The sequence below is a fragment of the Ereboglobus sp. PH5-5 genome (genome assembly GCF_029504805.1).
Lineage (GTDB): Bacteria > Verrucomicrobiota > Verrucomicrobiia > Opitutales > Opitutaceae > Ereboglobus.
Map to the genome: position 1 here is coordinate 220,192 of NZ_JAQFIT010000003.1, position 24,906 is coordinate 245,097.

The 24,906-nt window shown below is 61.8% G+C and carries 21 protein-coding genes; 18 read left to right on the forward strand and 3 right to left on the reverse strand.

The window, feature by feature from the left end; genetic code table 11:
• Positions 1-19 precede the first annotated feature (19 nt).
• The 15 genes from tgt to M2103_RS03180 all read left to right on the forward strand — a co-directional run bounded on the left by tgt (position 20) and on the right by M2103_RS03180 (position 17,730).
• Positions 20-1,156, forward strand: a complete 1,137-nt coding sequence (gene tgt, locus M2103_RS03110; RefSeq protein WP_277508686.1) for a tRNA guanosine(34) transglycosylase Tgt — start codon at positions 20-22, stop codon at positions 1,154-1,156.
• A 103-nt stretch (positions 1,157-1,259) separates the two neighbouring features.
• Positions 1,260-2,408: a glycosyltransferase family 4 protein gene (locus M2103_RS03115; protein ID WP_277508687.1), complete on the forward strand. Its 1,149-nt coding sequence runs from the start codon at positions 1,260-1,262 to the stop codon at positions 2,406-2,408.
• 403 nt (positions 2,409-2,811) lie between these two features.
• The gene (locus M2103_RS03120; RefSeq protein WP_277508690.1) at positions 2,812-4,032 is read left to right on the forward strand and encodes a DUF1570 domain-containing protein; all 1,221 of its coding nucleotides are present in this window, start codon (positions 2,812-2,814) and stop codon (positions 4,030-4,032) included.
• Between the two features lie 95 nt (positions 4,033-4,127).
• Positions 4,128-5,507, forward strand: a complete 1,380-nt coding sequence (locus M2103_RS03125) for a Do family serine endopeptidase (protein ID WP_277508692.1) — start codon at positions 4,128-4,130, stop codon at positions 5,505-5,507.
• A gap of 96 nt (positions 5,508-5,603) precedes the next feature.
• A complete protein-coding gene (locus tag M2103_RS03130) occupies positions 5,604-6,698 on the forward strand; it encodes a DegT/DnrJ/EryC1/StrS family aminotransferase (RefSeq protein WP_277508693.1) in 1,095 nt (364 codons plus the stop codon).
• A 118-nt stretch (positions 6,699-6,816) separates the two neighbouring features.
• Positions 6,817-7,575: a hypothetical protein gene (locus tag M2103_RS03135; RefSeq protein ID WP_277508694.1), complete on the forward strand. Its 759-nt coding sequence runs from the start codon at positions 6,817-6,819 to the stop codon at positions 7,573-7,575.
• A 75-nt stretch (positions 7,576-7,650) separates the two neighbouring features.
• Positions 7,651-8,850 (forward strand): KamA family radical SAM protein, encoded by a 1,200-nt coding sequence (locus M2103_RS03140; protein ID WP_277508695.1) that lies wholly within the window; start codon positions 7,651-7,653, stop codon positions 8,848-8,850.
• Positions 8,851-8,934: 84 nt separating this feature from the next.
• A complete protein-coding gene (locus M2103_RS03145) occupies positions 8,935-10,233 on the forward strand; it encodes an NAD(P)/FAD-dependent oxidoreductase (protein ID WP_345783533.1) in 1,299 nt (432 codons plus the stop codon).
• Between the two features lie 186 nt (positions 10,234-10,419).
• On the forward strand, positions 10,420-11,211 hold the full coding sequence (locus tag M2103_RS03150) for an HAD family hydrolase (protein ID WP_277508697.1): 792 nt from the start codon (positions 10,420-10,422) through the stop codon (positions 11,209-11,211).
• Positions 11,212-11,324: 113 nt separating this feature from the next.
• Positions 11,325-12,119: an RluA family pseudouridine synthase gene (locus M2103_RS03155; RefSeq protein WP_277508698.1), complete on the forward strand. Its 795-nt coding sequence runs from the start codon at positions 11,325-11,327 to the stop codon at positions 12,117-12,119.
• A gap of 18 nt (positions 12,120-12,137) precedes the next feature.
• On the forward strand, positions 12,138-12,950 hold the full coding sequence (locus M2103_RS03160; RefSeq protein WP_277508699.1) for a SprT family zinc-dependent metalloprotease: 813 nt from the start codon (positions 12,138-12,140) through the stop codon (positions 12,948-12,950).
• A gap of 196 nt (positions 12,951-13,146) precedes the next feature.
• Complete coding sequence (locus M2103_RS03165) at positions 13,147-13,926, forward strand: hypothetical protein (RefSeq protein WP_277508700.1); 780 nt, start codon at positions 13,147-13,149, stop codon at positions 13,924-13,926.
• Between the two features lie 172 nt (positions 13,927-14,098).
• Complete coding sequence (locus M2103_RS03170; protein WP_277508702.1) at positions 14,099-16,327, forward strand: sodium-translocating pyrophosphatase; 2,229 nt, start codon at positions 14,099-14,101, stop codon at positions 16,325-16,327.
• A 268-nt stretch (positions 16,328-16,595) separates the two neighbouring features.
• Entirely contained in the window at positions 16,596-17,087 is a 492-nt protein-coding gene (locus tag M2103_RS03175) for a hypothetical protein (protein ID WP_277508703.1), read from the forward strand.
• A 262-nt stretch (positions 17,088-17,349) separates the two neighbouring features.
• Positions 17,350-17,730, forward strand: coding sequence for a PLD nuclease N-terminal domain-containing protein (locus M2103_RS03180; RefSeq protein ID WP_277508704.1), 381 nt, complete (start codon positions 17,350-17,352; stop codon positions 17,728-17,730).
• 130 nt (positions 17,731-17,860) lie between these two features.
• On the opposite strand, the gene dprA is transcribed toward M2103_RS03180, so the two are convergent.
• The 3 genes from dprA to M2103_RS03195 all read right to left on the reverse strand — a co-directional run bounded on the left by dprA (position 17,861) and on the right by M2103_RS03195 (position 23,079).
• Complete coding sequence (gene dprA / locus M2103_RS03185; protein WP_277508706.1) at positions 17,861-19,006, reverse strand: DNA-processing protein DprA; 1,146 nt, start codon at positions 19,004-19,006, stop codon at positions 17,861-17,863.
• Complete coding sequence (locus tag M2103_RS03190; protein WP_277508707.1) at positions 19,003-20,493, reverse strand: NAD(P)H-hydrate dehydratase; 1,491 nt, start codon at positions 20,491-20,493, stop codon at positions 19,003-19,005. The genes dprA and M2103_RS03190 overlap by 4 nt, the downstream gene beginning before the upstream one ends.
• A 99-nt stretch (positions 20,494-20,592) precedes the next feature.
• The gene (locus tag M2103_RS03195) at positions 20,593-23,079 is read right to left on the reverse strand and encodes a penicillin acylase family protein (protein WP_277508708.1); all 2,487 of its coding nucleotides are present in this window, start codon (positions 23,077-23,079) and stop codon (positions 20,593-20,595) included.
• Between the two features lie 129 nt (positions 23,080-23,208).
• Here M2103_RS03195 and M2103_RS03200 point away from each other — a divergent pair, with 129 nt between their 5' ends.
• The 3 genes from M2103_RS03200 (at position 23,209) to M2103_RS03210 (ending at position 24,904) form a co-directional block, all read left to right on the forward strand.
• Positions 23,209-23,733 carry a hypothetical protein gene (locus tag M2103_RS03200; RefSeq protein WP_277508709.1) on the forward strand — a complete coding sequence of 175 codons (525 nt, stop codon included), beginning with the start codon at positions 23,209-23,211 and terminating at the stop codon, positions 23,731-23,733.
• A gap of 80 nt (positions 23,734-23,813) precedes the next feature.
• Positions 23,814-24,425: a hypothetical protein gene (locus M2103_RS03205; protein ID WP_277508710.1), complete on the forward strand. Its 612-nt coding sequence runs from the start codon at positions 23,814-23,816 to the stop codon at positions 24,423-24,425.
• 59 nt (positions 24,426-24,484) lie between these two features.
• Positions 24,485-24,904: a phosphoribosyltransferase family protein gene (locus tag M2103_RS03210; RefSeq protein ID WP_277508711.1), complete on the forward strand. Its 420-nt coding sequence runs from the start codon at positions 24,485-24,487 to the stop codon at positions 24,902-24,904.
• Positions 24,905-24,906: the final 2 nt, after the last annotated feature.

A 24,906-nucleotide genomic window follows, 5' to 3' on the forward strand; every position in this document is an offset into this window, starting at 1 on the left:
TCTTTCAGCCTTTCCCTCGATGCCAACCGTTCCGCATTTCGAACTCCTCAAAACCGACACGGCCACCGCCGCCCGTCGCGCGCGGCTGACCACGCGCCACGGCGTCATCCAAACGCCCATCTTCATGCCCGTCGGCACGCAGGGCACCGTGAAAGCCGTCACGCCCGCGCAGCTTCGCGAAATCGGCGCGCAGATTATCCTCGGCAACACGTATCATCTCAACATCCGCCCCACCAGCGAACTCATCCGCGACATGGGCGGCCTGCACAAATTCATGGGCTGGGACGGCCCAATCCTCACCGACAGCGGCGGCTTCCAAGTTTTCTCGCTCGCCAAGCTCCGCGACATCCGGCCCGACGGCGTCGCGTTTCAGTCGCACCTCGACGGCGCGAAACTTTTCCTCGGCCCGCGCGAGGTCATGACGATCCAGCAAAACCTCGGCAGCGACATCGCCATGGTTTTGGACGAGTGCCCGCCCTTCCCTTGCGAGCGCGACGTGTGCGCGCATTCCGTCGCGCGCACCTTCGAGTGGGCGAAACAATGCAAGCAGATCGCCACCGACAACGGTTTCCTCGCCGCCGGCCATCACGTCTTCGCCATCGCGCAAGGTTCCACCTACGACGACATCCGCCGCGAGGCCGCCGAGGCGCTCGCCTCGCTCGACTTCCCCGGCTACGCCATCGGCGGCGTGAGCGTCGGCGAGCCCGAGCCGGAAATGCTCCAGCAAGTTTCCGCCTCGGTAAAATACCTCCCCGCGCACAAGCCCCGCTACACGATGGGCCTCGGCACCCCGCCGCAAATGCTCAAGATGATCGCGATGGGCGTGGACATGTTTGATTGCGTGATGCCCACGCGCGTCGCCCGCAACGGACTCGTCTTCACGCCCGACGGCCCGATCAACCTGCGCAATGAAAAATACCGCGCCGACCCTCGCCCCATCAGCGACGAAGTGCAAAACTACACGACCAATTTTTCGCGCGCCTACCTGCGCCATCTCACCACGTCAAACGAGATGCTGGCCGGCACGCTCCTCTCGATGCACAACCTGCACTTCTTCCTCGACCTCATGGCGCAAGCCCGCGCGCGCATCGAGGCCGGCGACTACGCGACATGGCACCGCGCATGGATAACACGCTACGAAGCCGGAGCCAAGTAGGGGCGCGCCTTGCGCGCGCCCTCGCGTCCGCCCGCTTTATGCAAACGCACGCAAACCGCCCCTCGCACACGAGGGCGCGCGCGAGGCGCGCCCCTACGAAAGCATGATTCCCCGTGTCCTTTTCTATCTCGGCTACGACAACGACCGCGGCGGCGTCTGCTCGTTTCTCCACGCGCTCTCAACCGCCGCCGCACCGCATTTCGAAATGACGCTCGGCATGAACGACGGCGCGCAGTTCGACCGACTCGCGCTTCCTGTCATCGAGTTTCCGAACATCAATGGTGAGACGATTTCCCCTCGCACATTTTTGCGCGCCCGAGCAATCGCCCGCGCTGCGCGCGATTGGCTCCGCGCCGATCCGCGCCGCGTTTTTCACGGATGTTCGCGCGCCGGCCTGCTTGTCGCGCTCTGGCTCGCGCACTGGGGCGAGCGGCGCGCCGTCGCCACCGTGCATCATTACGGACGCCATCGCTGGTTTTACCGCCACGCCGCGCGCGCGCTCACACCCGGCAAACGCCTGTTTTTTCTAAGTCCGGAAATGTCCCGTTACTACGGCCTGCCGCCGCAAAGTTGGGACGACTGCCTGCCGCCGTGCATTGCCCCGGGAGCGCGGGCATCCTGCCCGCAAAACGAACCGCTCAAATCATTCGAAAACACAAGGCGGGCAGGATGCCCGCGCTCCCGGGACGAAGTCATCCGCGCCGCCGGCATCGGCGCGCTCGTGCGCTGGAAACGCTGGGAACTCGTGCTCGACGCGCTCGCGCAACTGCCCGCGTATATTCGCGCGCAATGGCATTTCACGCACATCGGCGCGAACGACGGCACGGAGGATTCCATCCGCTACGAGCGCGAACTGTGCGAACGCACGCGCGCGCTCAACCTCGAAACCCGCGTGACGTGGCGCGGCCAGCAACCCTCCCCCACCCCGCTCCTCCGCGAAACCGACGTGCTCCTCGTCGTTTCAAAAAACGAGCCCTTCAGCGTCGCCCGGTTGGAAGCGCTCGACGCCGGCGTGCCCTCGGTCTCCGCCGCCTCGGGCGGCGCGCCCGACCTCATCGCAATGGAGCCGCCGTCGAACGGCTGGCTTTTTCGCGATGGCGACGCCGCGGATCTCGCGCGCGTGCTCGCGCATCTCGCGGAGACAAACGCGCTCGCCCAAGCGCGCATCGACCACGACAGCCTGCGCCGTTTTTCCGCCGACCATTCCGCCCGGCAACACGCGCAAGCGTATGCCGGATTGCTCGAGTCCTGAACGTCGCGCCAAGCTTTGGTGTTGCCGCCCGCGTGTGACAATTGCTTTGTTTTGCCCAGTCTTTCCCCGCCTCATGCCTTCACTCATCGCCAAGTTGAAAATCCTGATTCTAGCAGTCGTTCTGCTGTTTGCGGGCATTGCAACAAACACAGCGCATGGCTCCGGGGAATGGCTTCGTCTGAGCAGTGAGCATTTTGACCTGCTCAGTTGCGCACCGGAACGCGAATCCAAAATACTGTTGATTAGGCTGGAACAGTTTCGGGCGACCTTTTTCGCATTGTTCCCGCAAGCGCGCACCTATTACAAGCGTCCCTATATTATCGTCTTTGACTCGCCTGAACAGTTCTCCGCCCATCTTCCATTGTATAAAGGCAAGTCTCGCGAGAATGTGGCGGGGATTTTTATGGAAAGTCCGGTCAGCTCCCGCATCATTTTGCAGAACGCGACGATTTTTGAGGGATTGAGAACAGTTTACCATGAATACGTCCACTCGCTTGTCGAGGCCATGGGGCTGCGTCCTCCGCTTTATATTAACGAGGGGCTTGCCGAGGTTTTTTCCACTTTTTCATCAAGGAGGGAAACCGTGACGCTTGGCACAGCACCCTCGTGGCACCTCCGCGCCCTCAGAGAGTCGAAATGGCTGCCCTTTGAGACCGTTTTCACTGTTGATACCAATAGCCCCTATTACAATGAGACAAAACACGCCCGGATGTTTTATGCGCAATCGTGGGTGTTCATGCATTATATAATATGCGGCCAGAACACCGGTCTCATGAAAGCCGACAGACTTGATGTGTTCACAAACCTCTGTGAAACGCCGGGCGTTTCGACAGCCGACGCGCTTCAACAAGCATTTGGGCTGAACCAAAAAAAATTGAGCCGGACCCTCAAGTCCTACGCGGGCGGCGGGCGCTATACTGTCGTGAATCGCAAGGTGCCGGTCGGGTCGATTCTAAAACAAATAACATCCAAACCCGCCGATTCGCTTGAGCATGAAATGGAGCTGATTACCGTCAAGGGGCGCACCGATAGGGCGCACGACGCCGAGTTTCAACTTCTGCAACTATCCGAGCGCAATCCGAAAAATCCCCGCATCTACGAATTGCTCGCCGAAGTCAGGGCCGCCGGAAACAATCCCGCCGCGGCCCACGAATACTGGCGCAAAGCGGTGGAAAATAATTCCACAAATCCGCTGGCTTATGTGTGGTTTTTGCGCAGTTCCCGCGAGGTCGAAAATTCATCATTGAAACGCATAATGCCCGGGTTCGTGAGCACCGAGCTGAGAAAACTGGTGGATCGCGCGCTCGAACTCGCGCCGGATTGCATGGAGGCATACGAGTTGCTTGCGATGATCGAATCGCAAAGCCCGGAAATCCGCGTGGAGAAAATAAACAAGGTTCTCGAAGCACTCTCATCCATGCGCCACAGGTCCAAGACTTATCACGCGCTCGCCATCATTTACTGGCGCCTGAAAAGATACGCCGACGCCGAGGCGGTGATCAAGGTAATGTCCGTCGATCCGAGGACGGACTATAAGGCCAAACGAGCCGCGCGTGAAGTGCTTCGCGAAATCGCAAGGGAAACCGGCAAACCGGTGCCGGCACCCCTGCCTCCCAAAATATAAAAGCGGGGCGCGCGGCTGTTTCGCGGGGAACAATTCTACACACTTCATTGAAACCTCGCGTGATTTCGCGCATCTCACATTTTATTTTTCAAAACATGAAACACGCCATTTCCACGCTCACCCTTGCCTTCGTTTTTGCCGCGTCGCTTTTTGCCGCGCCACAGGCCAATCCGCTGCCGCAGCTCAAAATCGACGACGCGGCGGTCGGCGACGGCAAATCGCCCGCGCTTGCAAGTTACGCCGACGCCGTGGAGCCCGCGAAAAAATCCGTCGTGTCCATCGCCTCGGCGCGCTTTGTGCGGCAGCGGCTGCCGTTCCCGTGGTTCGCGCCGGGGGCAAATCGCGAATACAAGGTCGAGGGCCTCGGCTCGGGCGTGATCGTGTCCGCCGACGGTTACATCCTGACCAATAATCATGTCGTCGAGGACGCGGACGAGTTGACGGTGATCCTGTCCGACGATCGCGAGTTCAAGGCGCGCGTCATCGGCACCGACCCGAAAACCGACGTGGCCGTCATCAAGATCGACGCAAAAAACCTTCCCCTCGCCACGCTTGCCGACAGCGACAAGTTGCGCGTCGGCGACATCGTGTTCGCAATCGGCAATCCGCTCGGCATCGGGCAAACCGTGACGATGGGCATCGTCTCCGCCACGGGCCGGCGCGTCGGCATCCTGGCCGAGGTCGAGGGTTACGAGGACTTCATCCAGACGGACGCCTCGATCAACCAGGGCAACAGCGGCGGCGCGCTCATCGACGCGAAAGGACGCCTCGTGGGTATCAACAGCGCGATCATTTCACCCACGCGCGGCAATGTGGGCATCGGGTTTGCGATTCCGGCAAACCTCGCCCGCAACATCATGAACAATCTCGTGACAAGCGGCAAAGTCACGCGCGGTTATTTCGGCGCAAGCGGCGAACCCCTCACGCCCGACCTCGCCGAGGCGCTCGACCTGCCGCGGGACACGCGGGGCGTAATCCTCAACGACGTGACGCCCGACGGCCCGGCGGACAACGCGGGCTTGCGCCGCTACGACGTGATCACGGCAATCAACAACCGTCCCGTGACAAACGCCGCCGACCTGCGCACGCACGTCGCGCAACTCCCGCCTGACACCGAGGTGACCGTGAAGATTTTCCGCGACGGCAAGGCCGAAACCGCGATCGTGCGCCTTGGCAAATCGGGCGACGCGCTCGCCTACAACGAACTGCTGCCCGGCGTGCAAGTCACGCGCCTGACCGCGAGCCAGCGCCGCTCGCTGCGCATCTCAAGCAGCGTGGACGGCCTGTATGTCGTGAAAGTGGACGGTGACTCGCCCTACAAGGACTGGTTTGCCGAAGGCGCGGTGATCCTGGAAATCAACCGCGCAAGGGCGTCCAGTGTTGAAACCGCGCGCAACTCGCTCGTGCGCGGACGAAACTTGTTTGTCGTCTATTCAAAAGGCGCGGTGCGCACGATGGTGCTCGTGGTGAAGTGAGCGGGCGGGGCGCGAACAAGCAGGCGGCTTCCGCCAACGGAAACCCGAGACTTGCCGTTTCCCGAGATGCGGATTCTTCTTGGCGCATATTCTTCCATGAAAGTTCCGTTCCTCGACCTCTCCATTCAACACAAGGCGATTCGCGAAGACGCGCTGGCAGCGCTGGCAGCCACGTATGACGCGACGCGGTTTTGCCTCGGCAAGGACGTCGAGGATTTTGAAAAAAACTTTTCCGCGACGTTCGGCCATTCGCGCGCCCTCGGCATGAACAGCGGCACGTCGCCGCTTCATGTGGCCGCGATTTGCGGAGGCTTCGGGCCGGGCGACGAGGTGCTCGTGCCGACATTCACGTTCATCTCGTCCGCGTGGTGCATCAGCTACACGGGCGCGACGCCGAGGTTTGTCGATATCGAGGAGGGCACGCTCAACATGGACCCGGAAAAGATCGAGGCGGCCATCACCCCGAAAACAAAAGGCATGGTCGTGGTGCATTTGTTCGGGCAGCCGGCGCGCATGGATGAAATCATGGCGATCGCGCGCAAGCACAACCTGTTCGTGATCGAGGACTGCGCGCAGGCCGTGGGCGCGCGCTACAAGGGCGCGCCCGTGGGAACGATCGGCGACGCGGGCACGTTTAGTTTTTACCCGACAAAAAATCTCGGCGGGTGCGGCGAGGGCGGCCTGTTTGTGTCGGGGCGCGACGATGTTTTTGAAAAGGCGCGCATCCTGCGCGTGCACGGTTCGTCGCGACGCTATCATCACGACATGGTCGGTTTTAACTATCGCATGGACGGTTTCCAGGGCGCGGTGCTCAATGTGAAACTGCCGCGTCTCGCCGCGTGGAACGCGCGGCGCCAGGCCATCGCGAAACGCTACATGGCCGAAATCAAGCTCGCCGATGTGATCATGCCCCAAGTGGTTGATTACGGCGCGAGTGTGTATCACCAGTTCACGATCCGCCATCCGCAACGCGACGCGCTGCGCGAACATCTCGCGAACCGCGAGGTGGGCACGGATTTGATTTACCCGGTGGCGCTGCACCAGCAGGCGTGTTACGCGGGGCTCGGTTACAAGGCGGGCTCGCTGCCCGTGGCTGAAAAAGCATGCGCGACCTGCGTGAGCCTGCCGATCTTCCCCGAGCTGACCGACGAGCAGGTGGGCCACGTCATCGAATCGGTGAACACATTCTGACGGACGGCTTCCCGGCGGGCGAAAAGCCGACGCCGCGAAGTCACTGGAAAAACGCTCGCACGCAAAAATTGACTTTCGCTCACCCGCGACGTCCGTTTGCGTGTGCACACCCAAAACCATGCCGCGCCGGAAATCCGAATCTCCCAATGACAGCGAAAACGCCGAACCGGCCGGCGCGACCGCGTTCATCCAGCACGTCCGCCTCGCCGGATGCGCGCACGGGCTTGTCAAAAACCTCGGCGGCTTCAGCAAAAAGCACCACAGCGTGCCCGATTTCGCGAGCGCGGCGGCAGTGGCGTTTCTCGGCAAGCTTTGCGCGGACGAACTCGCCAGCGAGGCCGAGGCGTTTTTCCAGAAGGCGCGCGCCGCGTTCGCCTACAAACGCAAGGATATCTCGCTCGATGTCGCCAGCCCCGCCGCTGTGCTCACCTCGCGCCACTTCACGCTCGAATGGAACTACGCGCTCAACGAAAACGCCCCCTCCGAGTGGACGCTCACGCGCACGCTGCACACGCTCGATTTCTCGCACGAAAACGCCGAACCCGCGTTCGAGGAATTGTTCGCGGGCATGTTCGACTCAATCGTGTTTGCGCTGACCAAGGGCGCGCGCGTCGAGGACGTGATTGACGCTGTGGAGTCACTCGACACCGGGGAGAATCGGACAAGCCCCGCGCCGCTCACCGTAACGTATCCGTCGGACTGCGCCACGTGCACGCTGCGCGTCGACGGGGTGCCCGCGGAGGTTGTTTTTAGCGGAGGCGAGTTGTCGATGGTGTTTCCACGCGCCGGATCGCCGCGCGAGTTAATCGAGGCGTTCGCCGCGGCGCGCCATGCGTTCGCCCTCACCCGGCACCCGGCGCTGATGGCGCTCCTGTAAAACAATTGTCCATGAGTCACCATCCGTTGACATAGCCGGCGGAAAACCTAGCTTTCAGTTTTTCTCTAAAACATCATGGCCCACACTGAAGATCGCACAGCCTGGTTTGAGGGGCAAGGACTCTGGCAACACGTCCCGGCGTCCGATTGGAACGACTGGGTCTGGCAGCTCAAAAACCGCATCACCACGCTCGACCAGCTTGAAAAATACATGGTGCTCACGACCGAGGAGCGCCGCGGCATCGCCTTCGCCGGGCGCAAGCTCTCGCTCGCGATCACCCCGTATTTCCTGAACCTTATCGATCGCAACAACCCCGCCTGTCCCGTGCGCCTGCAAGTCATCCCGCGCGAGGGCGAGTCGGTTGTCAGCGCCGGCGAAACGCCCGACTCACTCGGCGAGGACGAGCACTCGCCCGTGCCCGGCCTCGTGCACCGCTATCCCGACCGAGTGCTGTTTCTCATCACCGACCGCTGCGCCTCGTATTGCCGCTATTGCACGCGCAGCCGCCTCGTGAGCAACGCGCAGGATTACAATTTTCACCCCGAATACGAGCAGGGCCTGCGCTACATCGAGTCGCACCCCGAGGTGCGCGACGTGCTGCTCTCCGGCGGCGACCCGCTCCTGCTCTCCGACAAAAAACTCGAGCACCTGCTCAGCCGCCTGCGCGCGATCAAGCACGTCGAGCTCATCCGCATCGGCTCGCGCATCCCGGTGTTTCTGCCGCAACGCATCACGCCCGCGCTTTGCGACATTTTCAAAAAATACGGCCCCGTCTGGATGAGCATCCACGTCAACCATCCGAAGGAGGCCACGGCCGAGTTGCGCGACGCGTGCGAGCGACTCAGCCTTGCGGGCGTCCCGCTTGGCAACCAAAGCGTGCTGCTGCGCGGCGTCAACGACGACGCCGAAACGATGAAGGCGCTCGTGCATCGCCTGCTCCGGATGCGCGTGCGTCCGTATTACCTGTATCAAATGGACCTCATCACGGGCGGCTCGCATTTCAAGGTCGATGTGCGCAAGGGCATCGAAATCATCCGCGCCCTCCGCGGGCACACGACCGGCTATGCGATTCCGCAATACGTGATCGACGCGCCCGGCGGCGGCGGCAAGGTGCCGGTCAATCCCGACTACATCGAAAAAATCACCGACGAGGAAGTGGTCTTCAAAAACTACGAAGGCCGAACCTACCGCTATCCGATGACGGCCGCGCCGCAGGCTCGGCAAATTCCAAATTCCAACTCTCAAATTCCAAATTCCAAAAACCAAACCGCGTGAACCGCCGGTCATTTTGAAAATTGATCACTGGATTTTGGAATTTCGTTGGATTTTGAAAATTGGAATTTGGATTTTACCCCATCAATGACTTTGAGCACACCACAACGCATCGTAATCGCGGGCGGCGGCGCGGCCGGCTACTTTGCCGCGATCACCTGCGCGGAGGCGTGCGCGCAAAGCGACACGCCCGCCGAGATCACCCTCCTCGAGGCCGCTCCGCAACCGCTCGCCAAGGTGCGCATTTCCGGCGGCGGCCGCTGCAACGTCACCCGCGCCTGCTTTGATCCGCGCGAGCTCGTCAAGGGCTACCCGCGCGGCGCGCGCGAACTTCTCGGCGCGTTTCACCGCTGGCAGCCGCGCGACACAATCGAGTGGTTTGAATCACGCGGAGTTCCGCTCATCACGCAACCCGACTCGCGCATGTTTCCCGCTGCCGATTCCTCGCAAGCCATTATCGACTGCCTGCAACACGCCGCCGCCCGAACAGGGGTAAAAGTGCGAACCAAGTGCGGCCTGGCAAACGCCGTCGCTTCCGACGCGCCGCGTTCATTCAATCTCGCCCTCTCCACGGGCGAAACCCTTCCCTGTGACCGCCTCCTCATCGCCACCGGAGGCGGGGCCAAATCCGGCGCCGCGCTCGCCATTGCCGAAAAACTCGGGCACGCCATCGAGCCGCCCGTTCCCTCGCTTTTCACATTCAACATCGACGATCCGCGCCTGCGCGATCTCGCCGGCTTTGCCGTTCCCCGCGCCGCCACCACAATCCCCGACTCGACGCCGAAGCTCCGCGAAACCGGCCCCATGATAATCACGCACTGGGGACTCAGCGGCCCCGCCATCCTGAAAATCTCCGCCTGGGGCGCGCGCGAACTCCACGCGCGCAATTATCATTTTCCGCTCACGGTCAACTGGCTCGGCCCCATCACCACGGAGCAGGCGCGCGCCACGCTTGCGGCGACCCGAGCCTCGCACGCGCGCCGGCAAATCACCACATGGAATCCTTTCGCGCTCTCCTCGCGCCTGTGGGAGCGGCTCGCCGCCGCGGCAAACATTCCCGCCGCGACGACCTGGGCCAATCTCTCAAAAACACAACTCGCCGCCCTCGCCGCGCAATGCACCGCGTGCGAATTCATCGTCACGGGCAAAAGCACCAACAAGGACGAATTTGTGACCTGCGGCGGCGTGCGCCTCGGCGAAGTCGATTTCAAGACAATGCAAAGCCGCGTTTGTCCGGGGCTGTATTTTGCCGGCGAAGTGCTCGACATTGACGGCATCACCGGCGGTTATAATTTTCAGGCCGCCTGGACCACGGGCCGCCTCGCCGGGCTGGCGATGGCACGGAAAAGGAACACAGAGGGCACAGAGGACCACAGAGGAGAGTGAGGCCATCAAGATTTCCAATAACCACACGCGAATCACCCTTGCCTCATTTTACTTGGAAAAACAAAACCGCACATGCGCATGAAAACAAACAAACAGCCGGACGGGCCTCCCAAAACTCCGTGGTGTCAAGCTTCTCGCTTCGCTCGGAACTCCGTGTCCTCTGTGTTCCTGTATTAAATAATAATCATGATCAAACTCGTAGTCACCGACATCGACGGCACGCTCGTCGACGACAACAAAAACCTGAGCCCAGACTTCTGGGAAACGGTCGAAAAACTCACGCGGAAAGGCATAGTTTTCGCCATCGCCAGCGGGCGTCAGTATCATGCCCTCGTCAGGCAGTTCGAGCGCATAAAAGACCGGACGCTGTTCATCGCCGAAAACGGCGCCTATGCCGCGTATGAAAACCGCGAGCTTTTCACCGTCTCATTTAATCCCGCCGTCGTGCATAATTTCATAAAAATTGGCCGCACCATTCCCGACACCTACCCGGTTCTTTGCGGGAAAAATTCAACCTATGTCGAAAACGACGACGAGTATTTCCTGTCCGTGGTGAATCATTATTGCGCGCGGCTGCAACGCGTGGACGACCTCACCCAAGTCGGAGACACGCTGTTGAAATTCAGCATGTTCGACCTCGTCGATTCCGAGACGAACTCCTATCCGCACTTCAAACAATTCGAGCGCGACTACAAGGTCGCTGCCGCCGGAAAGCGCTGGCTCGACATGACCGCGCCCGACGCCAACAAGGGCTCCGCCCTGAGACGAGTCCAGGAGCAACTCGGCATCTCGCCCGACGAAACCCTCGTGTTCGGCGACTACCTCAACGACCTCGAAATGATGCGCGAGGCCAAGCACAGCTACGCCATGAAAAACGCCCACCCGGAAATAATAAAGGCGGCGAACTTCGTCACCGACCTGGATAATAATAATTACGGTGTCGTTGATATGATCCGGAAACTCTGCCTGGGCGGATGACTCGCCCGTGCGTCCCCGCCCGCGATGCGCTGTCGGGCGACACACCGGTCGCAATGTCTTGATTGCAGTCATTACTTTCTGATTCTTATTTTCCAGTTCTCAATTTTCGCACCGTGCCGCTGCCTCCCATCATTTACGAAGACGACGCGCTGATCGCTTTTGACAAGCCATCGGGCCTGCTCATCGCGCCTGATCGCTGGGACAAGACGCGCGAGAATTTGATGGGGCTCATTCATGATAAATTTGGCCACACCGTCGCAAACGTCCACCGGCTCGACGCCGACACGAGCGGCATCGTGCTTTGCACAAAAACAAAACCCGCGCTCGATTTTGTGAGCGGACAGTTTCAGTCCAAAACCGTTCGCAAAAAATACCTCGCGCTCACCGTCCTTTTGCCGCCCGAACGCGCGATGAAGTTCCCCTCGCCCATCGTGCCGCGCACCGCCGGGGGCATCCTGCCGGAAACCTTCACCGTCGAAACCGGACTCGACCATGACAATTCGAATCCGGGTCGCATGCGCGTGTTTCGCAAGCGCGGCGGCAAGCCCAGCCTCACCGAGTTCACCGCGCTGGAGCGTTTCGGGCGTTATGTGCTCTACGAGTGCCGCCCCGTCACAGGTCGCACGCATCAAATCCGCGTGCATCTCGCCGCCGTCGGCGCGCCCTGCCTGAACGACCCTTTTTATGGCGACACCACGGAGATGCTTCTTCTCTCAAACTTGAAGCGCGGCTACAAGGGCCGCGCCGATGAAAAACCCCTCATCGCGCGCCTCGCCCTGCACGCAAGCGAACTCACGATCACGCACCCGCTCACCCGCGAGCCCGTTACGATTCATTGCGAAACGCCCAACGACTTCAACGTCGCGCTCAAATATCTGCGCAAGTTTCCCGGACGCGAAAAACGCTGACGAACACCGCACCCGAAGATGCCTCCTGAAATTCAACTCGATTTGTTCGGCCTGTTCACGCCCGCGTCCGGCGTGCACAAATCGCCGCCCAACGGGCCCGCGCCATCTTCTTTTTTCCCTCCGGCTGGCGACACGGCCGCGTCGTCCGAAATCGTCTATGTGCGCAGCCCCCGCGCGCGCCACTACCGGCTCACGCTCAGGCGCGACGGCTCCGCGGTTGTCACGATTCCATCGCGCGGCAGCGAGCGCGAGGCGCGGCGTTTCGCGGCAGACCACGCGGACTGGCTTGCCCGCGCCCGGGCGCGCCAGGAGAAGAAGCCCCGCGCGGCAACAACCTGGGACGTCGGCACGCGAATTCTCTGGCGCGGCGAAATGACCGCCATTCGCGTCGCGCACGAGTCCACTGCGGAGCGCCCCGCCGTCGCGATTGGAGCAGACGATTTAGGCGCACCCGGCATCTTTCGCGTTGCAAGTCTCGCGTCCGACCTGCGCCCCACGCTTGAGGCTCATTTTTTGCGCATTGCAAAAGTCGAGCTCCCCGCGCGCACATGGGAGCTCGCCGCCGAGACGCGCGTGCCCGTCACCCGCGTCACCGTGCGCAATCAACGCACCCGCTGGGGTTCGTGCACGGCCGACGGCATTATCTCTCTCAACTGGCGTCTCGTGCAGGCTCCGGTCTTTGTGCGCGACTACATTATTTACCACGAACTGATGCACCTGCGCGAAATGAATCACTCCGCGCGCTTCTGGGCGCGGGTCGCCGAGGTCTGCCCGTGGTGGAGGGACGCCGAGCGCTGGATCAAACAAAACGGCGGCCTGCTCGGACTGTAAGGCCATATCGCCAAAACACGACCCGCCATCCACATCGCCGTTGCGCTTGTGCCTCGCCCCGAACACTCTGCCTGAATCCCTCAAACCACAAAACCCGCGCAGTTCGCGCCAAAATGCACGCAGCCGCACTGGGCGGTCTGTATTACTTTATGCGACACAGGGTTCTAGTTTTTCCTGAAACAACTTTCTTATCCTTATGAAAACATACCTGTATTTCACGCTCGCCCCGGAATCCCTTGTTGCATCGCACCTTCCCCCCGCCGAATTCGGCAACTACATCGCCGTCGGGCCGAATCGCAATTCCAGCGGCCAGGCGCAGTTTTTCGAAATCGACCCCGAATGGCGCACCGACGCGCTCCCCATGCGGGACATCGCCAAGCGCTGCGTCCCCCACCCCGACGGCGCCCCGCGCAAATCCACTTACCTCGCCATCTATCGTGTCCTTGAGCACATTCCCCTCAGTGCCATCGGCGACCTGCACCTCGCCACGGCAAGCGGCATGGTGCTTTCGCTAAAAGCGAAAAACGACATTCCGCCCGAAACCGAGGACCGCTTTCACCTTTATCAGGAATATTGCCCGGCGCAGCCCCGCGTTGTCAGCATTTACGGGCCGGCTCGTTTCGGCGCGCACCTCACCGACCCCGCGCAGCCCGTCAGCGTGCCCAAGCTCATTTTTGCGGAACTCAAACTCGGCAACCTCGCCAGGAACCCCGAGGCCACCGGTCTTGGCAACCTGCCTTATCCGAACATTGACCACCTGCGCGACTGCCTGCGCGAGTTCACCTTCAAGCCGGCAAAACCCACCAAGGTTTTCATTCGCAACGTCAGCGACGCCGTCCTCTACCGCACCATTCGCAACGGCTACTACGTGGGCCAGCAAAACGACATCAAGCATTACCCGCTCCCCTCGATCGACGAGCTCGAAACCACCCACCTCGACTGGTGGCGCGCGGCGCAAAATGTCTTCGGCGGGTAACCCCGCGCCACACTCGCAATAAGCGCATGGCGGACCTGCGCGCCGCCCGCGCGGATGCGCGCAGGTGCGAAAACCAAGCCCTCGCGCCATAATTATATCCACATTTGCAAACTCACCACTTCCACAAGCCGCCATCCCGCCCGCAAACCACGCCTCATTTTTTAAAACGACAATGACAACACAGTCCCCCATATTCTGGCTCACGCCACTGGCCTCAATTCTCGCACTCGGCTTTGCCGCGTGGTTTTATATGCGCATGAAAAGCGCGCCGGAGGGCACTTCGCGAATGGCGGAAATCGCCTCCCATGTGCGCGCCGGCGCAATGGCGTATTTGAAACAGCAATACAAAGTCGTGGGCTTTTTCTTTGTCGTCCTCACCATCACCTTTGCGATCCTCGCCTACGGCTTCGGCCTGCAAAACGGCTGGGTGCCCTTCGCCTTCATCACCGGAGGCCTCTTCTCGGGCCTCGCCGGTTTCTTCGGCATGAAGACCGCCACCTACGCCTCCTCGCGCGTCGCGCACGCCGCCAGCCAGTCGCTCAACTCCGGCCTGCGCCTCGCCTTTCGCTCCGGCGCCGTCATGGGCCTGGTCGTCGTCGGCCTCGCGCTTCTCGACATCGCCGTGTGGTTCCTCGTGCTCAACCACTTCATCGACGATCCCGACCAGGGCCACAAGCTCACCATCATCACCACCACCATGCTGACCTTCGGCATGGGCGCGTCGCTCCAGGCGCTCTTCGCGCGCGTCGGCGGCGGCATCTTCACCAAGGCCGCCGACGTCGGCGCCGACCTCGTCGGCAAAGTCGAGGCCGGCATCCCCGAGGACGACCCGCGCAACCCCGCCACCATCGCCGACAACGTCGGTGACAACGTCGGCGACGTCGCCGGCATGGGCGCCGACCTCTACGAATCCTACGCCGGCTCCATCCTCGCCACCGCCGCGCTCGGCGCCGCCGCCTTCGCGGGCAATCCCGCCGCCGTGGCCGATGGCACCGCCTACAAGGCCGTCATCGCCCCCATGATCATCGCCGCCGTCGGCACCATCCTTTCCATCATCGGCATCTTTGTCGTGCGCACCAAGGAAGGCGCCTCGCAGCGCAACCTCCTCGACGCGCTCAGCCGCGGCGTCAACTTCAGCTCCCTTCTCATTGTCATCCTCTCCTGGGTTGTGCTCTACCTCCTCGAAATCCCCAACCACTGGGGCATCTGGGGCGCGATTGTCACCGGCCTGGTCGCCGGCATCCTCATCGGCAAGACGACCGAATACTACACCTCGCAGGAATACAAACCCACCAAGCACATCGCGCAAAACGCCACCACCGGCCCCGCCACCGTCATCATCTCCGGCCTCGGCGTCGGCATGCTCTCCACGGCCATCCCCGTCATCACCGTCGTCGTCGGCACCATCCTCGCCTACTGCTTCGCGTCCGGATCGTGGAAATTCACCCCCGAGTCCATGTCGATGGGCCTCTACGGCATCGGCATCGCCGCCGTCGGCATGCTCTCCACGCTCGGCATCACGCTCGCGACCGACGCCTACGGCCCCATCGCCGACAACGCCGGCGGCAACGCCGAGATGTCCGGCCTCGGCCCCGAGGTGCGCAAACGCACCGACGCGCTCGACTCGCTCGGCAACACCACCGCCGCCACCGGCAAGGGCTTCGCCATCGGCTCCGCCGCGCTCACCGCGCTCGCCCTCCTCGCATCCTACGTCGAAGAGCTCAAAATCGCGGTCGACCACCTGCAAGTGGAGACCATTGAGATCGCCGGGCACGCGGTTGAGTCCGCCAAAATCCTAAAGGCAAACATCCCGGAGTTCATGACCATTTTTGAGGTCCACCTCATGAATCCGAAAGTCATCGTCGGCCTCTTCATCGGCGCCATGATGGCGTTCCTCTTCTGCGGACTGACAATGAACGCCGTGGGCCGCGCCGCCTCGCGCATGGTCGAGGAAGTGCGCCGCCAGTTCCGCGAAAAACCCGGAATCCTCGAAGGCAGGGACGTGCCCGACTACGCCCGCTGCGTGGAAATCTCCACCGCCGGCGCGCAACGCGAAATGATCATCCCCTCGCTGCTCGCGGTTGTGGTGCCCATTGCCACCGGCCTGCTCTTCGGCGTGCCCGGCGTGTTCGGCCTGCTCGGCGGCGGACTCGCCGGCGGCTTTGTCCTCGCCATCTTCATGGCCAACTCCGGCGGCGCGTGGGACAACGCCAAGAAATACATCGAGGAAGGCAATCTCGGCGGCAAGGGCTCCGTCGCGCACAAGGCAGCCGTCATTGGCGACACCGTCGGCGACCCCTTCAAGGACACCTCCGGCCCCAGCCTGAACATCCTCATCAAGCTCATGAGCATGGTCTCCATCGTCACCGCCGGCGTGAACATCGCCTTCACGCTATTCTAAAAATACCACCGTCACCACAGTCTCCTATTTCCACACGCCGCATCCATGAAACGATGCGGCGTTTTTATTTTAAACTTCACAAAATGAAAATCCGCGCCGACCCTGCCACGAAAACTCTTGCCCGTTATCATTTTGTATCATAGCAACCCAAACTATCCACAACCAGCCGGAACATCTTTCGGCAGCCCAAGCCATCTGACATCTTATCACAAAGGACACGTTACCCGTTGCGCCAAAGCAAAATATACAAACGCACTGTTCTGAGATCATGACAAGTCAAGCCAGCCTCCCCTACCCCCACACATACTCGCACACATCAAGCGAAGCCGCGGTCACATTGCTGCTTTGCCTGTTTATATCGGCCTACATTGTAGCCGCCGCCTATACGCTTTTCCACTGCGCCGGCGCGAAAAAAATGCGGGGCAAAAAACGCCACATGGCCGGAATAATACTCATTCCCTTTTTGGGAACCGTGCTTTACTGGAAAAATCGCGTGGACGCGCTCACCGAAACGGATGCCGAGCTCGCCTCCGGAAACACACGCCCGCCCATCCCGAAGGCGCCCGACAAATACTCCAGCCCCCCGGCGCCAAGCCACCCGCCGCGCTATTCCACAATACCGCCCTTTGAATTCGCCGCGCAATCAAAGCCGCCCTTTCCCACAAAGTCACCCTTTGGAACCACCGTCGAAAAGACGTCCGACAAGCCGGAAACACCTGACGCCCCGCCGCCCGCGAACGACGACCTGCGAACCGCGTAAGCCCCCGCGCCCGGCTCCATCTTTCGCCGGAGTGCCATAACCCGGCGAAACGCGAACGCCGACCCCGCCCCTGCTTTTACCACAAGAAACTTGTCCCGCGCGGGACACCCGCGGGATTGTTTTGTTTATAATATATAAAAAAGCCCGCGCGGGTTTCCATTTTGCATCTATTGGCGCGATATTACAGTCTAACTCAGTGCAAAACTGAAACGGACCTCCATATAATCACGCATAGAATATGTTTGCACAGGCACATTTTAATATGATCGCTGAAACAAGCCGCCAGCCGTGGCTTCTCTATGTGTTTGAGGCGGCATATGTCATAACCACAATTTATACGCTCGCCCACTGCATTGCGACGGACTCCATGCATAAGAAATGGCCCCTCGTTATCACGATCCTGTTTCTTCCGTTTTTCGGAACAATGCTCTACTGGAAAAACCGCCCCGACTTTGAAGCCTCCTACATTCCGGTGCCACTGCCCCCGTCTGACTCCCCCAAAGAGAAGCGTTCCAAGCCGCACGACAAGTATTCCAGCCCGCAGCCGCCCGTTCACATCCCCCGATATTCCACAAAACCGCCATTTGGGGAGCCCAAGGACAAACCCGGCCCCCCCGAGGATGACAAACCGCTGCCCATCTGACGCGAGCCTTTTATACTTTTGTATAAAAACGCACAAACACCCTTGTCCTTTTATTATAATACTATTTAAAAAATATTTATTATTTTGGCGGGGCGGCGTTTCGACGGAAACGCCGTTTTTGGCACTCAAATCATCCCCGCGCCTCGAACGAGCCGTCGGCGCGTTTTACGATCAGGCGCTTTAGCTCCAGCATCATCAATGTGGCGGACAGCGCACTAACCGGCTTTTTGGTTTGCGAGGCAATCGCATCAATCGTCGGCATCGCGCCCCCGGCGAAACACGCCATCACCGTCGCCTCGTCCGCGGATAGCTTCGCAAGCTCCGCCACGCCCACGCCGGCGCTTGCCGCCCCGGCCGCGTCACCCGCCTTCGGCGGAATCGTCCGCGGCCGCAGTCCCTCCAGGTAATTCAATTCCGAGAGCACATCATCCGCGCAGGTGACTAGTGTCGCTCCGTCGCGAATCAGCTGGTGGCACCCCGCGCTCGACGGCTGGTCGATGCGCCCCGGCACGGCGAACACCTGCCGTCCTTGCTCGCCCGCGAATTTCGCTGTGATCATCGACCCGCCCGCCTTGTCGGACTCAACCACGATCACGCCCTCGCACATCCCCGCCACGATGCGGTTGCGCATGGCAAAACTCTGCCTGTCCGCGCGCCGCCCGAAGGGGAACTCCGAAAAGACCGCGCCCTCCGCCTCGATGCGGCGGTAGATGTCCAGGTTTTCCGGCGGATAAATTATGTCGATTCCCGTGCCAAGCACCGCGGCCGTTTTGCCTCCGACAAGCAGCGCGCCCTCGTGCGCCGCCGTGTCGATTCCGCGCGCCAGCCCGCTCACAATGCAAAAGCCCAGGCGCGCCAGCTCGGACGCCAGTTTTTTCGCCGTCGCCTGTCCGTAAAGCGTGGTGTGCCGCGTCCCGACAATCGCAACGCAGGGCCGGTCGATTATGTATTCACCTTTTTGATACAGGCCGATCGGCGGGTCGTAAATCTCGCGCAGCAGCCTTGGGTAGCGCGTGTCCGATTTTGTCACAAAAACCGCGCCGCTTTTCCCCATGCGATCCTCCTCGCGCGCCAGGTTGAAATTCTCCCGCCAGTTGACAATGCCCGCGCTCATCGCGGGGCCGACGCCCTTGACGCGCTCAAGCTGTTGCGCGCCCGCCGACAAAATCGCGCGCGGATCGCCGCCGAACTCCGCCAGCAATCGCGTGCAAGAAACGGGCCCGACACCCGGCAGGCCGTTGAGAACAAGAAACGCCTGTTGCTCGGTGAGGCTCATTGGGAACCCCCGCGCAAAACACCGGGCAGAAAATCCAGCAACTGCGTTGCCAGCACCGCGCGCTGTCCGCGCGCGCGCGCCAGGCAATCCGCCGCCATGCCATGCCACGCCGTGCCGCGACACGCGGCATGCAACAACGCCTCCGGAGCCTGCGCGAGCAACCCGCCAATCATTCCCGCAAGCAAATCGCCGCTGCCTCCGCGCGCGAGCACGGGGCCGCCAAACAGGGAGACGTATGTTCGCCCCGAATGCTCGATCCGCGTAAGCGGCCCCTTGCGCACAACCACCGCGCCGTCCGGAATCGCCGTCTCGACGCGTTGATGCTCTCCCGCGTGCGGCGTGAGAATTCGAGGCGCCTTGCCGACCGCGACAATATCAGGCTGCAACGCGTCGGCATCGAGCACGACGGGGATGCTCTCATTGATGCGCAAGACCTCTGACGCCAGCGCGAGCGATTCGCGATCACGCGACAATCCCGGGCCGATCACAAGCGCCGTCGCGCTCGCGGTGCCGGACGCCTTTTCGGAAAACCGCCCGCGAAACACCGGCAAATCCTCGAGCGCCAAACCGCCCCCGGGCGATTCGGCCATGCCGTGCCAAATCACCTCCGGCACTTGCGCGGCAAACGCGGGCGCGAGCGATTCGGGCACAAACGCGGTGACAAGCCCCGCGCCGCTGCGAAGCGCCGCCAGCACGCTCATCAAAACCGCCCCCGGATATTTGCGAGAACCGCCAACGATGAAGAGGTGCCCGTAATCACGCTTGTCGGTGTGCGCGGGACGAAGCGCGCGAAGAGGTGCGAGCACCGCCGGCGTGAGGATTGCGGTGTCGCGGCACGGGCCGCCGCTGAAAAATCCCAAATCCAGATAGCGCACCCGCCCGCTGTTTGGATTGTCCAGCACCGGCGCTTTCACGATGCCCGTGGCGTAGGTAAAATCAGCCCGGAACGAGCCGCTCGGCAGGTCAACCGCCGCGCGAAAATCAACCGGCATCGCGTTCACCGAGTCGATCAGTTTCGCGACACGCGCATCCACCGGCGGGCGAAATTGAAAACCGAAAATTCCATCGAGGCACAAATCAAACCCCGCGCCGTGTTTTTGCACCGCCGCCGCGTCGCATGCCTCCACCCGCCCCGGCGCGGCTTGCGCAAGCTCCCTGTATGCGCGCCACGCCAGCGGACGCAGCGACTGCCCGCCAAAAACAAAACACACCGCCGCCCTCGCCCGCGGATGTTTTTCCAAAATGCGCCTCGCCGCAATCAGCGCATCCCCGCCGTTGTGCCCCTTGCCCGCGAGAACGAGCACGCGCGCGCTTTCGGGAAACTCGCCCAGTTCGCAATAATCGCGCGTCACGGCGCCGGCGATTGCGCGGCCGGCGCGCTGCATCGCGGGCCATTCACGCGCCTCGTCCCCGCCAAACAACGCGGCCTCGAATTGCCCCGCCTCGTCAATCGTGAGCACGGGATGCGCGGCGCCGGGTTCAAGCATGTCGTGGGGCGTGTTCATTTTGAGCGCGCGCAACCATGCACGGCAAAGCGCGAACTGCCAAGCGCGTTTGGCAAGGCGGCGGCAAGAAACCCGCCGCCTCTATTTCGCCTTCAAAACCAGCGTGTGTTCGGCGGGCCCCGGCAGGAACGGTGTTGGCTCGCCGCGGGCCCACGCCTCATGACCGGCCTTGTAGTAGGGCGAATGCGGATGCCCGCTCTGGCCGCATGGCATGTGAAAAACACCCTCGTCCTCCCTCCCCGGCGAAACCGCGAAGCGCATGGACGCGCCGAATGACGGAGCCTGCACGCGAGGCACGCCAAGGTCTCCCGGCAACTCCTGTGCGGGCATGTCCAGGTTGAGACAATGCCCCAGCGCGCCCAAGAGGCCGCCGCCAAGCGGGTGCTTGATGCGCGAGACGTTAAACGCGCCCCAGCGCGCGTCGGCGGGATTTGAGAAACCGGCGGCGGAAAGATCGCGGCGCGTGTCCCCGGCGGCGGCGAGCAGCAAGTCGTCCCACTCGGCGTATTCGGGATCGAGCAGGTGCATCGGTTTTTTCTGAATAAGATTCCAAACCGGCTCCTCGATCCGGAGATGATTGTAGTTGAAATCTGGATACGAATAGGCGCACGGATAAAAAATGGGGTCGAGAACGCGGGCGATGACATGCTCGCGGAAGCGGCGCACAATCGCATAGGCGGCGGAATCCGCGGCGGCGCGCGCGCCCGGGGTTTCGTCGCCCCAGGCCTCGCCGGCGGCGGCGCGAAGGCTCGCGAGTTTTTTGTTTTTTGTCGCGGCAAGCGTGTTTCGCAGGAGTGTGTGCCAGCGGGCGAGATGCGGCGCGCCCTCGTCGAGGGCGATGGCGAGCAGATCGCGCGGCGCGGCATTTTCACCGAGACGCGCAAGGAGGCTTTGGATGCGCGCGCCGCGTTCGCCGGGGCTGTAGCCGCCGTCGCCGAAAAGCGCGAGCGTGTCGCCGCCGAAAAGCCGCTGGTTCGCCGTCGAAATATGTTCGCCCGGGCCGCGAATGACGGACGGCACCTTCTTGGGCGAAAGCAAACCGCGCCAGCCGCGATCGCCAAAAGACCAGGTGGCGGGGATGCGCCCGTCGTAGCCGAAACGATCCGGCAGCTGTCCGCAAATTGTCCAGCCGATCTCCCCGGAGCTGTCGGCGACGAGCATGTTTTGCGCGGGAATTCCCGCGCGCTTGGCAATGCGGATGGCGTCGCGAACCGTGGTTGCGGCTTCAAGGTCGGCGAGGCCGTAATTTGCCGCCTCGGGATCGTGAAACACCCACTTGAGCGCGAGTTTTTGCCCCTTCCGGTTTTCACCGATAACCGGGCCCCAAATGCTGGTTTCAACATAGTGAACCGCCGGGTTTTTCCATCCGCGCACATTGATGTTTTCCGCGCGGGTCTCGATTTGGAGTATCTCCCTGTCGGTGTAGTAGAAACTTTTGCCGGCGACATCGGGCGTGAGCACGATCACATCGCTTGTGTCCGCATAGGAATTTGTGAAGCCCCATGCGATGCTGCCGTTGCTTCCCGCCACAAAAACAGGCGCGCCGGGGAGTGTGATGCCGGTGACGGTTAGCACATGTTTCCACATCATCGAAACGCGATACCATGTGTTGGGCGCGCGAAGCGAAAGGTGCATGTCGTTTTCGATCATGCCGCCCTGCGCGCGTCCGACGGCCATGCTGTTCGAACCCTCGGCATAAACGGGCGGGGTCGCCGCATGGCGCCGGTAGGGCAAAGCCTCTGGCTGAGCCGGAGATGCTTGCGGCCCACCCGGAGGGTTCGCCCTGCCCAATGCAATACCCGCGCGCAGGTTGATTGATTGCGGTCCGGGAATCGGGGCGAGCGGCGCGGTGGTGTGGTCGAGCGCGGAATCATTGGGCGCGATAACCGGCGCGAAATAAGCCAGCACTTTGTTGTCATACCAATCGCGAATTATGCCGAGCGAGCGCTCATGCGTCGCCTCGGGATGCTGCATGTCAAACGCCATCGCATGAATGACCAGGACGCTGTCCTCGGGCAGCCACGGACGAGGCTCGGCGCGCAGCACCAAGTATTCGAAAGGCCGCTCGCGAAGTTGCGCGAGCCCGGCGTTCACGCCCTCGGCATAAGCGTCGAGAAGCGCGCGTTGCGAAACGGGAAGCAGTGCGAGCGATTTTTGCGCGACGGCGCGCAGGCCGTGAACGCGCGCGGATTTGTCGGCGGCCAGTGTTTTCTCGCCGAACAATTCCGAGAGCTCGCCCGCGGCGCGGCGGCGCGCGAGGTCCATCTGGAAAAAACGGTCCTGCGCGTGAAGAAAGCCCATCGCGCGCGCGGCATCAGTGCGTGCGACCGCCTTGATTGTCGGCACTCCGAGCGCGTCGCGCTCGACGGTGACATCGGCGGAAAGGCCGGCAACCACGGCAGTGCCGTCGAGTTGAGGCAGGCTGGCCTTCATGCGCTGGTGGAAGCGCCACGCAAAAACAGTGGCGATGATTACGCAGACACCAAGCGCCGCGAAAACAGCGCGCGCATACTGGCGCTGACGGCGCTTCCGGACATCGCGAAGTGTTGTGACAGTTGGATCAGGCATTGGAATTAATCACGCCGATCCAAACCAGTCCCGCGCTCCAGTGCGAGGAAAACGCACGGAGAAAAGACCCGAAGCGCGGCCTTGCATAGCGGGGCAAAATTCGGATAAATGGCGCAGCTTTTTACCGCCATGAAAACATACCGTCACTCCCTTGGTTTTGTCTTGATCGTCCTTGCATGCCTGTTTCTCGCGGCGTGCTCCGAACCCGCCGATCCGCGCACCACGCCCATCTCCGCGACCTCCCCCGACGCGCTCAAGGAATGGACGGCAAAGGCCGGGCAAAAAATCCCCGTCGCGGAAATGCGGGAGTTCGAGGAATGCGTGAAGGAAATCCGCCTCGGCATCATGCTGCGCAAGGAGGCGTCGGGCGTCGATCCGGTCGCGTGGAAACTGTGCGAATACATCAACGGCAAAACATTCGGCGAGGTGTTGCTTCTCGGTTACGAGACCGAGGCCGGCGCCGTTGCCAAGGAGATCGAGCTACAACGCGCCAACATGCAAAAAATCGAGGAGCGCCTGAACGGCCCGGGCAGCGACACGGCCAAGGCGCCCTTGCGCGACCATTACGCGCAGGTGCGGGACAATGTCGAAAAACTGGAGGCGCGCCTCAAAAAGGCAAAGGCGCGCCTGGCCGAGCTGCAGGCAAAAAAATAACCTCCGCGCGGGAACGGCGTTCCCGGATTGCGCAGCTTCGACTTTACGAACGGGCCATAAAACGCACACTATCGCGCCTTATGGCAAACGGCGTCCCGATTATTTCCGGCCCGCGCCCGCGGGCAATCGCGGGGGGACACGCCGTGCGCGGTGTGAGGGTGCGCGCAAACGCGCTTGTGCTCGCGCTGGCACTGGCAATGCCGGTCATCGTGCACATGGCGCCCTGGGGCGGCGGAGCGCCGCTGGGTGCGTTTTTACTGCCGATGTTTTGGGCCGCGTTTGTGGCGGTGTATCTGTATGGAATCTGGCCGGGTTTGCTCGTGGCGGCGTTTGGGCCGGTCGCGAATAATTTTCTGACCAATTTTCCCGAGCTGCGCATCAACACGGTGCTGACGTTTGAGGTGGCGGTGTTTGTTGTGTTTTCGTGGCTGGTGCTGCGCAACCCTCGCGGGCGGGCGTTCTGGCTGCTGGCTCCTCTGGCGTATGTGGCGGCGAAGGTGTGCTCGTGCGCGTTGATCGCCGCGGGCGTGGATATTTTTGGCAACCTGGGCGCGGCGACGGAGTTTTTCGCGAGGTCTGTTTCGCGGGGCGCGCCGGGATTGGTCGTGCTCGCGGCAATCAACTTCGCATTGGCGCGAGGATGGATCGGAGGCAATGGCGGTGGCGGCCACGGTCCGGAGGCCGCGGCGTAGTTGCCCGCGCCCCGGGGGAAAACTCCAACTTCAATAATCAAACTCCAACAATCCGACCCATGACACCGCTTGCACTTGAAATGATTTCCGCGCGTTTGCGCGCGTGGCAGTTCCCCGAAAGGATTGACGGCGTGGTGGGAATCGCGTCGGGCGGCGTGGTGCCGGCGGCGCTCGCGGCGCACCAACTGGGCGTCGGCATGCGGGTGATCGCGCTCAACTACCGCGATGAAAAAAACGAACCGCGCCACGAGGAGCCGGTGTTGCTCGGAAGCGCGCCTGACTTGGGCGCGTGGAAACGCGTGCTGCTCGTGGACGATGTTTGGGTGAGCGGAAAATCATGGCGCGCGGCGCGGGCGCTTCTGCCGGAAAACATCGAAGTGCTGCCGTTTGTAATGAAGGGGAAAGTTGATTTTGCACTGATTGGCGACATCGACGGTTGCGTGATGTGGCCGTGGAAAACATACCCGGCGGCTGAATAATA

Excerpts from the sequence above, each read along its gene's own strand:
- tgt (WP_277508686.1), top strand. The coding sequence starts at position 20 with ATGCCAACCGTTCCGCATTTCGAACTCCTCAAAACCGACACGGCCACC.
- M2103_RS03115 (WP_277508687.1), top strand. The coding sequence starts at position 1,260 with ATGATTCCCCGTGTCCTTTTCTATCTCGGCTACGACAACGACCGCGGC.
- M2103_RS03120 (WP_277508690.1), top strand. The coding sequence starts at position 2,812 with ATGGAAAGTCCGGTCAGCTCCCGCATCATTTTGCAGAACGCGACGATT.
- M2103_RS03125 (WP_277508692.1), top strand. The coding sequence starts at position 4,128 with ATGAAACACGCCATTTCCACGCTCACCCTTGCCTTCGTTTTTGCCGCG.
- M2103_RS03130 (WP_277508693.1), top strand. The coding sequence starts at position 5,604 with ATGAAAGTTCCGTTCCTCGACCTCTCCATTCAACACAAGGCGATTCGC.
- M2103_RS03135 (WP_277508694.1), top strand. The coding sequence starts at position 6,817 with ATGCCGCGCCGGAAATCCGAATCTCCCAATGACAGCGAAAACGCCGAA.
- M2103_RS03140 (WP_277508695.1), top strand. The coding sequence starts at position 7,651 with ATGGCCCACACTGAAGATCGCACAGCCTGGTTTGAGGGGCAAGGACTC.
- M2103_RS03145 (WP_345783533.1), top strand. The coding sequence starts at position 8,935 with ATGACTTTGAGCACACCACAACGCATCGTAATCGCGGGCGGCGGCGCG.
- M2103_RS03150 (WP_277508697.1), top strand. The coding sequence starts at position 10,420 with ATGATCAAACTCGTAGTCACCGACATCGACGGCACGCTCGTCGACGAC.
- M2103_RS03160 (WP_277508699.1), top strand. The coding sequence starts at position 12,138 with ATGCCTCCTGAAATTCAACTCGATTTGTTCGGCCTGTTCACGCCCGCG.
- M2103_RS03165 (WP_277508700.1), top strand. The coding sequence starts at position 13,147 with ATGAAAACATACCTGTATTTCACGCTCGCCCCGGAATCCCTTGTTGCA.
- M2103_RS03170 (WP_277508702.1), top strand. The coding sequence starts at position 14,099 with ATGACAACACAGTCCCCCATATTCTGGCTCACGCCACTGGCCTCAATT.
- M2103_RS03175 (WP_277508703.1), top strand. The coding sequence starts at position 16,596 with ATGACAAGTCAAGCCAGCCTCCCCTACCCCCACACATACTCGCACACA.
- M2103_RS03180 (WP_277508704.1), top strand. The coding sequence starts at position 17,350 with ATGATCGCTGAAACAAGCCGCCAGCCGTGGCTTCTCTATGTGTTTGAG.
- dprA (WP_277508706.1), bottom strand. The coding sequence starts at position 19,006 with ATGAGCCTCACCGAGCAACAGGCGTTTCTTGTTCTCAACGGCCTGCCG.
- M2103_RS03190 (WP_277508707.1), bottom strand. The coding sequence starts at position 20,493 with ATGCTTGAACCCGGCGCCGCGCATCCCGTGCTCACGATTGACGAGGCG.
- M2103_RS03195 (WP_277508708.1), bottom strand. The coding sequence starts at position 23,079 with ATGCCTGATCCAACTGTCACAACACTTCGCGATGTCCGGAAGCGCCGT.
- M2103_RS03200 (WP_277508709.1), top strand. The coding sequence starts at position 23,209 with ATGAAAACATACCGTCACTCCCTTGGTTTTGTCTTGATCGTCCTTGCA.
- M2103_RS03205 (WP_277508710.1), top strand. The coding sequence starts at position 23,814 with ATGGCAAACGGCGTCCCGATTATTTCCGGCCCGCGCCCGCGGGCAATC.
- M2103_RS03210 (WP_277508711.1), top strand. The coding sequence starts at position 24,485 with ATGACACCGCTTGCACTTGAAATGATTTCCGCGCGTTTGCGCGCGTGG.